Source organism: Muricoccus roseus (genome assembly GCF_900141905.1).
GTDB lineage: Bacteria > Pseudomonadota > Alphaproteobacteria > Acetobacterales > Acetobacteraceae > Roseomonas > Roseomonas rosea.
Genome location: NZ_FQZF01000024.1, coordinates 68,838 through 80,381, shown reverse-complemented (window position 1 = coordinate 80,381; position 11,544 = coordinate 68,838). Strand labels below are relative to the sequence as shown.

The following is an 11,544-nucleotide window of genomic DNA, read 5'->3' as shown; positions in this document are numbered from 1 at the left end:
GAATCATGTTCCTCAAATCGCGTCGAGGGCCGACTTCTTCAGCAACCTGTTAGGGATTGCACGATCAGATTGGCCGATATGAATCGTCAGCACGCGACACCCTTCCTTATCCCCGTTGACACGAGCACAGCGGTTCCGCTCGCTCAGCGGAGCAGCGGCAATGGTGTTACGGAAGCAACCATTCAGCAGCTCGTACACGCTCATCCCATGTGCTTGCCGATCAGTGAGATCGACCCAATGTTCGAAGGGCCGGTCTCGATCTGCACAGAGCTGAACACGCCAGCCGGGCCTATAGACGTCTTTTTGATCACACCCTCGGGCCTGCCGGTCATCGCCGAATGCAAGCTTTGGCGCAACCCCGAGAGCCGGAGAGAGGTGGTTGGGCAAATCCTCGACTATGCGAAGGAACTGAGCCGCTGGTCGTCGTCAGACCTCCAGCGCGAAGTAAGCCGTCGTGTTGGCCGCCAAGGCAACCCACTCTTGGCAAAGGTAAGGGAAGCGGCACCGGACACCGATGAGGTCAGGTTCAACGACGCCGTCACTCAGAATCTCCGGCGAGGCCGCTTTCTGCTGCTGATCGTCGGAGATGGAATCAGAGAGGGTGTCGAGGCGATTACTGAATACCTTCAGGCCCACGCCGGTCTGCACTTCTCGCTTGGTTCGGTGGAGATACCCATTTATGCCCTTCCCGATGGCAGCCGTCTTGTGGCTCCGCGCGTCTTGGCCCGCACCCAGGTCGTAAGCCGAACAGTCGTAGCCTTACCCGAGGGCTATGCGCTTCAGGAGAAGCAGGCCTCAGTCCCTACGGACGCCGATCCTGAAGCCGATGCGCTGGCGAACGAACGACTGAAGTTCTGGACTGAGTTTCTGACCTTTCTGAAGCTCGATGATCCAGAGCAGGCGCCGCCGCGTCCGTCACGACAAGGCTATATCACGCTCTCACTTCCCGGCCCGGCCGGGACAAGCTGGCTGACGGTGTACCGCGACCTGCATCGCAACGAGGTGGGTGTTTTTCTTTCCTCATCCCGGAGCAGCGCCGGTGAGTACGCAATGCAGATAATCGCGGAGGACTGGCCGACGGTTAAGCATGAGCTCGGCGGCACAGCGAAGCTTGCCGAGAAGGACGGCAGGCCAAGGATTGCAGACGCCCTCGTCGCTGCGCCTCTCACGGACCCCGAAAAGCGCCGTGCCGCCTTCTCATGGCTTGCCCAACGCGTGAACGACTTCGTCAACGTCATGCGCCCCCGCGTGCGGTCCGCGGTAGTGAACTACCAAGCTCCGGGAGGTGAATCGGCGCACTAAGCGGTCGCCAACGCAGGGATCCGGGCGACGGTGGTCTGTGTCCAGACACCAGCGCCTGAGGGCGTGGGCACGCCACCTTCGTTCAGCGTCCGCGCCAGCATAGCTCTGCTGGTGACACCCTCCGCCTGTCGCGCCTCCACCTCTAACGCGAGCCGATGGGCGGTGCGGGTGGCCTGCTCAGCCCGGGAACGGGCCGCAGCAGCTGCACATGGCGGGGAGGGTGGCCGCCATCCCCTGTCCCCACCCAGCACGCGCCCCGCGTGCCCGAGCCGCGGCCAGCGCCGCCCGGGTCCGCTCCGAGATCAGCTCCCGCTCCTTCTGCCATCGCCGCATAGATCCGCATCGTCAAGTCGCCGGCGCCGGGCATGTCGACCGCCCGAATCGAGATGTCCTCCTCCAGCAGCCCGGAGAGGGTGTGGGCACGGCGGGTGATCCGGTCGAGGCGTGCGGCCACCAGCACGGCCCCGAGTTGGCGACAGCGGGTCGGGGCGACCTGGAACCCCGGCCGGCTGTCGGTCCAATTATCCGCGGATCAATCAACACCGGACTGGGGCAGCGGCCCTGATCGCGCCCAGGGCCGCTGCCGCTTTCCTCATTCGGCCGGGAGCGCCTTAGCAGAGCCCTTCGTTCCTCGGCACTCCACATCGTGGAGGAGACCACCACGCCGCGTGTAGAACCACCAAGTCATGGCAATGCAGCTCATATAGAAGCCGAGGAAGCCGTATAGGGCCATCTCGGCGCCGCCGGTCGCGGCGATCGAGGTGCCGAAGGATTTTGGGATGAAGAAAGCCCCGTAAGCTGCGACGGCGGAGGTGAAGCCGATGATCGCGGCGGATTCCTTGTCGGACTGCTTCACCAAGTCGCCTGCGGAGAGAGCCGGATGGAGGCGCGCCACCTCCTTCCGCATGATCGCGGGAATCATCTGGAAGGTGGAGGCGTTCCCGACACCGCTGGCCGCGAACAGGAATAGGAAACTTGCGAAGAACACGGGGAAGGCCGTTGGGCTGCCCTTCATGCCGATGGCGTAGAGGATGCCTAGCGTGCCGAGGCTCATGGCAACGAACACCCAGAGAGTGAGGCGGCCACCGCCGAAGCGATCGCTGGGCTTGCCTGCCACCGCCCGTGCCAGCGCGCCCACCAGCGGGCCGAGGAAAGCGTAGGAGAGGGCGTTCACCTCGGGGAACAGGATCTTCGTGAGCAGCGGAAAGGCCGCGGAGAAGCCGATGAAGGAGCCGAAGGTTCCGGTGTAGAGCCAGCACATGATCCAGTTGTGAGAGCGGCGGAAGATCACGGACTGGTCGGCGAAGGACGCCTTCATCGTTGCGATGTCATCCATGCCGAACCACGCCGCGATGGCGCTCGCGACGATGAACGGCACGAAGACGAAGCCCGCATTCTGCAGCCAGAGAAGGGCGGAGGCACCGCCTTGACCCGCCACCTGCGGGTCGCCCCCCAGCCAGCCAAAGACGCCGGCCGTGATCACCAGCGGCACCACGAACTGCACCACGCTGACGCCCAGATTGCCGAGGCCCGCATTGATGGCCAGGGCGCCACCCTTCTCCGCCTTCGGGAAGAAGTAGGAGATGTTGGCCATGGACGACGCGAAGTTGCCTCCTCCCAGCCCGCACAGCATCGCGAGCGCGAGGAAGATCCAATAGGGGGTGCCGGCCTCCTGCACGGCGAAGCCGATGCCGAGGGCGGGAATGAGGAGCGACCAGGTGGTCAGGGTCGTCCAGAGCCGCCCGCCGAACATCGCGGGCATGAAGGAGTAGAAGACCCGGAGCGTGGCTCCCGAAAGGCCCGGGAGGGCGGCGAGCCAGAACAGCTGTTCGTTGCTAAACCGGAACCCGGCCGCTGGCAGCTTGGCCACCACGACGGACCAGACCATCCAGATGGCGAAGGAGAGCAGCAGGCAGGGCACCGAGATCCACAGGTTGCGCCGGGCGATCCGGCGGCCCGTGCTGGCCCAGAAGTCAGGGGCCTCCGGCCGCCAGTCCTCGATCGCGCCCGAGGCGGCCAGGGCCTTCTGCTGGGCAGGACCGTGGATCGGCTGCATCTCCGGCAGTTCCGGCAGGGTGTGTGCCGGGATGCCGGCTGCCGCCGCATTCCGCTCCATGTTGCGGACCGCGAAGTGCATCCACAGCACGGCGGCGCCGACAACCAGGAAGAGCAGCCAGAAGCAGCTCTGCCACACGCCGGTCAGGTCATTCAGTGCGCCGAAGGCGATGGGCAGGAGGAAGCCACCCAGGCCGCCGACAAGGCCCACCATCCCGCCCACGGCGCCAACCCGGTCGGGGTAGTAGACAGGAATGTGCTTGTACACGGCGGCCTTGCCCAGGCTCATGAAGAAGCCGAGCACGAAGGCTACGACCATGAAGCCGGCGATGCTGAGGCCGGCCGAAAACTCCACCGGGCCGCGGATGCCCTGCATCGTGTAGTGGGTAGGCGGGTAGGAGAGGATGAAGGTGCAGGCCACCCCGACCAGGAGGGACCAGTACATCACCCGCCGGGCGCCGTAGCGGTCTGACAGATGGCCGCCATAGGCGCGGAAGACCGAAGCCGGAATCGAGTAGAAGGCCCCGATCATGCCCGCTGTCTTGATGTCCAGGCCATAGACACCGATGAGGTAGCGCGGCAGCCAGAGGGCGAGCGCGACGAAGCCGCCGAAGACGAAGAAGTAGTAGAGCGAGAAGCGCCACACCTGCAGGTTGGCGAGCGGCGCCAGCATGGCCCCGAGGGACTCCGGCCGCGTGCCGGCCGCGCGACGGCGCGCCAGGTCGGGGTCATCCTTCGTGAACAGAAAGAAGAGCACGGCCGTGATGGCCAGGGCGGCCGCCCAGACGAGCGCCACCATCTGCCAGCCATAGGCGACCATGATGGTGGGCGCGGCGAATTTCGTGACCGCTGCGCCGACATTGCCGGCCCCGAAGATGCCGAGCGCCGTGCCCTGCTTCTCCTTGGGGAACCATTTGGCCACATAGGCCACGCCGACCGAGAAGCTGCCGCCCGAGAGGCCGACCCCGAGGGCGGCGAGCAGGAAGGTCGGATAGTCATGGGCGAAGGTGAGCAGCGCCGTCATCGCAGCCGCGGCGAGCATGGTGATGACCAGGACCACGCGCCCGCCATACTGGTCCGCCCAGACGCCCAGGATGAGGCGGATCAGGGAGCCGACCAGGATCGGCGTGCCGACCAGCAGGCCGAACTGCGTATCAGTCAGGCCGAGATCCTTCTGGATCTGGATTCCGATGATCGCGAAGATCGTCCAAACGGCGAAGCATATCGTGAAGGCAAAGGTGGACAGCCACAGGGCACGGCCCTGGTCTGCCGCTACGACCGGAGCGGTCGTCATCGTCAGGTTCCTTTCGCTTGCAACGGGTGGAATTCTTCCGCCCCGTCGATCAGCGGATCGAGAGCGAAGCGGGTGCGGGCGGTGGTCGGATGCTCGAGGGTGACGAGGTCGCCCTCGATCCGGATTCCATGTCTCGCCATGCCGTTCAGCGAGCGCGAGAAGGTCTCGCGGGTCATGCCGAGTTCGGAGGCGATGAGGCGCTTCTCCATGGGGAGGCGCACGGGCTGTCCGGGCGGCACGTCTTCGGCGAGCCGAACGAGGTAGCACCCCACACGCTCCTCGGCCGAACGCAGGCCGAGATTCTTCACCTGCTTCACCCGCCGGCGGAATTGCGCGGCCTGGCAGCTCAGGACGGCCAGGCAGAAGGCGTGGTCCGTTGTGACCGCCTCACGGAAGGTATCGGCCTGCACGAGGAGAAGGGTTGCATCGCTCAGCACCCGCGCCCGCAGCAGATAGGGCTGGCAGTTCAGCACGGCGGCCGGCAGCAACAGGTCGAAGGGGCGGATCAGCTCGACAAAGGCCTCGTTGCGCCCGCGCACGGCCAGGAGTTCCACGCTTCCGCCAATGAGGAACTGCGCGAAGGCGGGAGTCTCGGCCTGCTCGAAGACAATGCTTCCGGCCGGAAGGCGGTGCAGCACGGCATGGGCGGCCAGCCCGTCGAGGACTGGCCCTGGAACCGCCCGCAGCCAGGGCGTCGCGGTCAGGGCGTCCCGCGGGGTTTCCGGTGGATCCTCCTCCGCCGCCGGGGCCCGGCGCCAGGAGATCGATGACGTTCCGCTATCCACCGCATGTCCTTTCCGCCCTGCCGTCGTGGCCTGGAGCCCGAATCAGCGGGTGATCTCAATTCGGGCATTGGGGCAGCCACGTCGCATCGGGGCATTGATCTGAATCAACGCCACAGGCGGTCTGGATCACGCAACATGCAGTCATGCTTCGCGGCCACCCCCTTGCCGGGTGACCGCCAACCGCGGGATTCCAGGGATGAGCCACTTCCTCGACCGGCTGACCTTCTTCAAAAAGCAGGTCGATACCTTTGCCGACGGGCATGGGATCGTGACCAATGAGCCGCGTGCCTGGGAGGACGGGTACCGGAAGCGTTGGCAGCACGATAAAATCGTGCGCTCCACCCATGGCGTAAACTGCACGGGCTCCTGCTCGTGGAAGATCTACGTCAAGGGCGGGATCGTCACCTGGGAGACGCAGCAAACCGACTATCCCCGCACGCGGCCGGACCTCCCGAACCACGAACCCCGGGGTTGCGCGCGCGGCGCCAGCTACTCCTGGTACCTCTACTCCGCGAACCGCGTGAAGCACCCGATGGTGCGCGGGCGCCTGATGAAGCTGTGGCGCGAGGCGCGCGCCATCCGTACGCCTGTCGCCGCCTGGGCCTTGATCGTCGAGGATCCGGAGAAGCGCGCGAGCTACACCGGCAAGCGCGGCCTTGGCGGCTTCGTGCGCGCCAGCTGGGACGAGGTGAACGAGATCATCGCGGCCGCCAACGCCTACACCGCCAAGACCTTCGGTCCGGACCGCGTGATCGGCTTCTCGCCGATCCCGGCGATGTCCATGGTCTCCTACGCGGCGGGTTCGCGCTACCTGTCGCTGCTCGGCGGCGTCTGCATGAGCTTCTACGACTGGTACTGCGACCTTCCGCCCGCCAGCCCGATGACCTGGGGCGAGCAGACTGATGTGCCGGAGAGCGCGGACTGGTACAATGCCGGCTATCTCATGCTCTGGGGCTCGAACGTCCCTCAGACGCGCACGCCCGACGCGCATTTCTACACCGAGGTCCGCTACAAGGGTACGAAGAGCGTCGTCGTCTCGCCCGACTACGCCGAGGCCACGAAGTTCGCCGATCTCTGGCTGCACCCGAAGCAGGGAACCGACGCGGCGCTGGCCCTGGCCATGGGCCATGTGATGCTGCGCGAGTTCTATCTCGACCGCACCGTGCCCTATTTCGACGACTATGCCCGCCGCTACACTGACATGCCGATGCTGGTCCGGCTGGTGCGGCAGGGCGACCGCTACGTGGCCGAGCGATTGCTGCGCGCCGACGACTTTGTCGAAGGATTAGGCGAGGACAACAACCCGGCCTGGAAGACGGTGGCGCTGGACGCTTCTGGCCAACCGGTCGTGCCGCGCGGCTCCATCGGCTTCCGCTGGGGCGAGCAGGGCAAGTGGAACCTGGAGGAGAAGGAGAGCGGTGGGGCCGATGTCTCGCTCGCGCTCACTCTCGCCGGCGACGCCCCCACCGCCCGGGTCGCCTTCCCCTATTTTGGCGGGAGCGCGACCAATGGCTTCGCCTCGACCGAGCATCCCGAGGTGCTCGTGCGCAACATTCCCGTCCGCAACCTGCGGCTGAAGGATGGGGAGGCGCTGGTCGCCACGGTATTCGACCTGCTCTGCGGCAATTACGGCCTCGACCGCGGCTTCGGCGGTGGGCATGTGGCCCGCTCCTATGACGCGGACGAGCCCTTCACCCCGGCCTGGGCGGAGCGCATCACCGGCGTGCCGAGCCACCAGATTATCCACGTGGCCCGCGAGTTCGCCTCCAACGCCGAGAAGACCAATGGGCGTTCCATGGTCATCCTCGGCGCTGGGCTGAACCATTGGTACCATATGGACATGGCCTACCGGGGGATCATCAACCTCCTGGTCTTCTGCGGCTGCATCGGGCAATCGGGCGGCGGCTGGTCCCACTATGTCGGGCAGGAAAAGCTGCGGCCGCAGACGGGTTGGGCGCCGATCGCCTTCGCGCTCGACTGGAGCCGCCCGCCGCGCCAGCAGAACTCCACCTCCTTCTTCTACGCGCATACGGACCAGTGGCGCTACGAGACGCTGGGCGTGTCGGAAATCCTCTCTCCCACGGCGCCCGAGGGTGACTGGAGCGGCTCCCTCATCGACTACAACGTGCGCGCCGAGCGCATGGGCTGGCTGCCCTCCGCCCCGCAGCTGAAGCAGAACCCGCTCACCATTGCCGCCCACGCCCGCGCCGCGGGGCTGGAGCCGAAGGATTACGTCGCCCAGGCCGTGAAGTCCGGTGAGCTTGAGTTGTCCTGCCAGGACCCGGACAATCCCGCGAACTGGCCGCGCAACATGTTCGTCTGGCGCTCGAACCTCCTGGGCTCCTCGGGCAAGGGGCACGAGTACTTCCTCAAGCACCTGCTCGGCACCAGCAACGGCGTGCTCGGCAAGGACCTCGGCGAGGAAGGGCAGGAGAAGCCGCAGGAGGTCACCTGGCGCGACAAGGCGCCGGAGGGCAAGCTTGACCTGCTGGTGACGCTGGACTTCCGCATGTCCACCACCTGCGTCTACTCCGACATCGTCCTTCCGACGGCGACCTGGTACGAGAAGAACGACCTCAACACCTCCGACATGCACCCCTTCATCCACCCGCTCTCCGCCGCGGTGGACCCGGCCTGGGAGGCGCGCTCGGACTGGGACATCTACAAGGGCATCGCGAAGACCTTCTCCGAGATCGCGCCCGAGGTGCTGGGCAAGGAGACGGATGTTGTCCTCACGCCCATCCTGCACGACACGGCTGGCGAGCTGGCCCAGCCCTATGACGTGCAGGACTGGAAGCGCGGCGACGTCGCGCCGATCCCCGGCCGCACCATGCCGGCCGTCAGTGTGGTGGAGCGGGACTATCCCGGCCTCTACGAGCGCTTCACCTCTGTCGGGCCGCTGCTGGAGAAGCTCGGCAACGGCGGCAAGGGCATCGGCTGGAACACGCAGCACGAGGTGGAGTTCCTGCGCGCCCTGAACGGCACGGCGAAGAACGGCCAGCCGAAGCTGGATGCCGACCTGGACGCCATCGAGGCGATCCTCAGCCTCGCGCCCGAGACGAACGGCGAGGTGGCGGTGAAGGCTTGGGAGGCGCTCGGCAAGTTCACCGGCCGCGAGCACGCCCACCTGGCCATCACCAAGGAGGACGAGAAGATCCGCTACCGGGACGTGCAGGCCCAGCCGCGCAAGATCATTTCCTCGCCCACCTGGTCGGGGATCGAGAGCGAGAAGGTCTGCTACAACGCCGGCTACACCAACGTCCACGAGCTGATCCCCTGGCGCACGCTGACCGGCCGCCAGCAGCTTTACCAGGACCACCTCTGGATGCGCGGCTTCGGCGAGAGCTTCGTCACCTGGCGCCCGCCGGTGGACACGAAAGCGATCGCTCCGGTGCAGGGTCGGCATGGCAACGGCAACCCGGAGATCGTGCTGAACTTCGTCACGCCGCACCAGAAGTGGGGCATCCACAGTACCTACTCTGACAATCTGCTGATGCTGACGCTCAACCGTGGCGGTCCCGTCATCTGGATGAGCGAGGACGACGCGAAGCGGGCCGGCATCGCCGACAACGACTGGGTGGAGGCCTACAACGCCAATGGCGCGCTGGTGGCCCGGGCCGTCGTCTCCCAGCGCGTGAATCCCGGGATGGTCATGATGTACCACGCCCAGGAGAAGATCGTGAACGTGCCGGGGAGCGAGATCACGGGCAAGCGGGGCGGCATCCACAACTCCGTCACGCGGGCGGTGCTCAAGCCCACGCATATGATCGGCGGCTACGCCCAGCAATCCTATGGCTTCAACTACTACGGCACGGTCGGGTCTAACCGCGACGAGTTCATCGTCATCCGGCGGATGAACAAGATCGACTGGCTCGAGGAAACCGTCGCGAAGGAGACCGTGTGATGAAGGTTCGCGCGCAGATCGCGATGGTGCTGAACCTCGACAAGTGCATCGGCTGTCATACCTGCTCGGTGACGTGCAAGAACGTGTGGACCAGCCGAGAGGGCGTGGAATATGCCTGGTTCAACAACGTCGAGACGAAGCCCGGTATCGGCTACCCGAAGGACTGGGAGAACCAGAAGCGTTGGAAGGGCGGCTGGGTCCGCCGCGAGGACGGCAAGATCGAGCCGCGCATCGGCGCCAAGTGGCGCGTGCTGAGCAAGATCTTCGCCAACCCCGACCTGCCGGAGATCGACGACTACTACGAGCCCTTCACCTTCGACTACGAGCACCTGCAGAAGGCGCCCGAGGTGAAGGCCATGCCGACGGCCCGCCCGCGCTCGCTCATCACCGGCGAGCGGATGGAGAAGATCGAGCGGGGCCCGAACTGGGAGGAGATCCTGGGCGGCGAGTTCAGCAAGCGCTCGCGCGACCATAACTTCGAGGGCGTGCAGAAGGACATCTACGGCGCCTTCGAGAACACCTTCATGATGTACCTGCCGCGGCTGTGCGAGCACTGCCTCAACCCGGCCTGCGCCGCGGCTTGCCCCTCGGGCGCCATCTACAAGCGCGAGGAGGACGGCATCGTCCTCATCGACCAGGACAAGTGCCGGGGCTGGCGCATGTGCGTCTCGGGCTGTCCTTACAAGAAGGTTTACTACAACTGGTCTTCGGGCAAGTCGGAGAAGTGCACCTTCTGCTTCCCGCGCATCGAGGCCGGCCTGCCGACCGTGTGCTCGGAGACCTGCGTTGGCCGCATCCGCTACCTCGGCGTGGTGCTCTACGACGCCGACCGCATCGCGGAAGCGGCCTCGGTGCCGGATGAGGGCGACCTCTACGAGGCGCAGCTGAAGGTCTTCCTCGATCCCTTCGACCCCCGCGTGCAGGCGCAGGCGCGGGCCGATGGGATCTCCGATGCCTGGCTGGAGGCCGCGAAGCGATCCCCCGTCTGGCGCATGGCGATGGACTGGAAGATCGCCTTTCCGTTGCACCCGGAATACCGGACGCTGCCGATGGTCTGGTACGTGCCGCCGCTGAGCCCGATCCAGTCCGCCTCGGCCAAGGGCGACCTGGGCGAGGTGGGCGGCATCCCCGACGTGAAGTCGCTCCGCATCCCCGTGGAGTACCTGGCGAACCTTCTCACGGCGGGGCGCACGCAGCCCGTGGAACTGGCTCTGGAGCGAATGCTGGCGATGCGCGCCTACATGCGTGCCAAGACCGTCGATGGCGTGCTGGACGATGGGCTGGCGGAGCGCGTCGGCCTCTCCGGCAATGACATCGAGGAGATGTACCGGCTGATGGCGATCGCGAATTACGAGGACCGCTTCGTGATCCCGACGGCCCATCGTGAGACAGGCGAGGACGCCTACCAGCTCAAGGGGTCCTGCGGCTTCTCCTTCGGGGACGGCTGCTCGGGCAAGACCGGCTTCAACCTGTTCGGCGCGAAATCCGGCGGCAAGACCCCGATGGAGGTCGAGTGATGTCGCGCACGTATCGGGCGCTCGCCGCCCTGCTCTCCTATCCGACCGAGCCCTTGCAGGCGGAAGCGTCCGAGATTGCTGCCGTGCTGGACGCCGAGGCGCTGCTGTCGCCGGCGGGCCGGGAGGCGCTGTCCGGCTTGCTCGATGATCTCGCACGGGGCGACCTCTACGAGATGCAGGAGCGCTATGTCGGGCTGTTCGACCGCGGACGCTCCGTGTCGCTGCATCTCTTCGAGCATGTGCATGGCGAGAGCCGGGACCGGGGTCAGGCCATGGCGGATCTGATCACCCTATACCAGGAGCACGGGTTGGAGATGTCGCCGGGCGAGTTGCCGGACTTTCTGCCACTCTTCCTGGAATTCACTTCCCTGTTGCCGCCTGCGGAGGCGCGGGAGCTGCTGGCCGAGCCTGCGCCCATTCTTCGCGCCCTGGCCGACCGGCTCGCCTCGCGTGATGCCGGGTATGCAGCGGTGATGCGGGCCGTAGCGGAGCTGGCCATGGCGCCGGCCGCCGGAGCCTCGGCCGTTCCGGACGAGGATCCGGACGATCTCGCCGCGCTCGACGCGGCCTGGGAGGAAGCGGCCGTCCGCTTCGGCCCTGGCGAGGCGATGGACGGCTGTGGAACGGACCGGCTGCGCACCCGCCTGCGGGCGGCGACGCGCGATGCCGCAGCGGCGGCCTGAGGAG

The 11,544-nt window shown here is 66.2% G+C and carries 7 protein-coding genes; 4 read left to right on the top strand and 3 right to left on the bottom strand.

The window, feature by feature from the left end; genetic code table 11:
• On the top strand, positions 1-1,302 hold a 1,302-nt coding region (locus BUB97_RS18470), incomplete at its 5' end, for a hypothetical protein (protein ID WP_217659710.1).
• A 142-nt stretch (positions 1,303-1,444) separates the two neighbouring features.
• Here the strand turns inward: BUB97_RS18470 and BUB97_RS26570 are convergent.
• The 3 genes from BUB97_RS26570 to BUB97_RS18460 form a co-directional block, all read right to left on the bottom strand.
• On the bottom strand, positions 1,445-1,756 hold the full coding sequence (locus BUB97_RS26570; RefSeq protein WP_217659709.1) for a hypothetical protein: 312 nt from the start codon (positions 1,754-1,756) through the stop codon (positions 1,445-1,447).
• Positions 1,757-1,894: 138 nt separating this feature from the next.
• Positions 1,895-4,651 carry a nitrate/nitrite transporter gene (locus BUB97_RS18465; protein WP_073137456.1) on the bottom strand — a complete coding sequence of 919 codons (2,757 nt, stop codon included), beginning with the start codon at positions 4,649-4,651 and terminating at the stop codon, positions 1,895-1,897.
• A 2-nt stretch (positions 4,652-4,653) separates the two neighbouring features.
• Positions 4,654-5,436, bottom strand: coding sequence for a helix-turn-helix domain-containing protein (locus tag BUB97_RS18460; RefSeq protein ID WP_073137454.1), 783 nt, complete (start codon positions 5,434-5,436; stop codon positions 4,654-4,656).
• 196 nt (positions 5,437-5,632) lie between these two features.
• Here BUB97_RS18460 and BUB97_RS18455 point away from each other — a divergent pair, with 196 nt between their 5' ends.
• Genes BUB97_RS18455 through narJ form a run of 3 tightly spaced genes read left to right on the top strand, consistent with a single transcriptional unit; the run spans position 5,633 to position 11,540 of the window.
• Positions 5,633-9,340: a nitrate reductase subunit alpha gene (locus tag BUB97_RS18455; protein ID WP_073137452.1), complete on the top strand. Its 3,708-nt coding sequence runs from the start codon at positions 5,633-5,635 to the stop codon at positions 9,338-9,340.
• Positions 9,340-10,857 (top strand): nitrate reductase subunit beta, encoded by a 1,518-nt coding sequence (narH, locus tag BUB97_RS18450; RefSeq protein ID WP_073137450.1) that lies wholly within the window; start codon positions 9,340-9,342, stop codon positions 10,855-10,857. Before BUB97_RS18455 ends, narH begins: the two co-directional genes overlap by 1 nt.
• Positions 10,857-11,540, top strand: a complete 684-nt coding sequence (narJ, locus tag BUB97_RS18445) for a nitrate reductase molybdenum cofactor assembly chaperone (protein ID WP_073137448.1) — start codon at positions 10,857-10,859, stop codon at positions 11,538-11,540. Before narH ends, narJ begins: the two co-directional genes overlap by 1 nt.
• Positions 11,541-11,544: the final 4 nt, after the last annotated feature.

Bases quoted from the DNA above. Each gene is read 5' to 3' on its own strand.
- narH (WP_073137450.1), top strand. From the start codon at position 9,340: ATGAAGGTTCGCGCGCAGATCGCGATGGTGCTGAACCTCGACAAGTGC.
- BUB97_RS18455 (WP_073137452.1), top strand. From the start codon at position 5,633: ATGAGCCACTTCCTCGACCGGCTGACCTTCTTCAAAAAGCAGGTCGAT.
- BUB97_RS18465 (WP_073137456.1), bottom strand. From the start codon at position 4,651: ATGACGACCGCTCCGGTCGTAGCGGCAGACCAGGGCCGTGCCCTGTGG.
- narJ (WP_073137448.1), top strand. From the start codon at position 10,857: ATGTCGCGCACGTATCGGGCGCTCGCCGCCCTGCTCTCCTATCCGACC.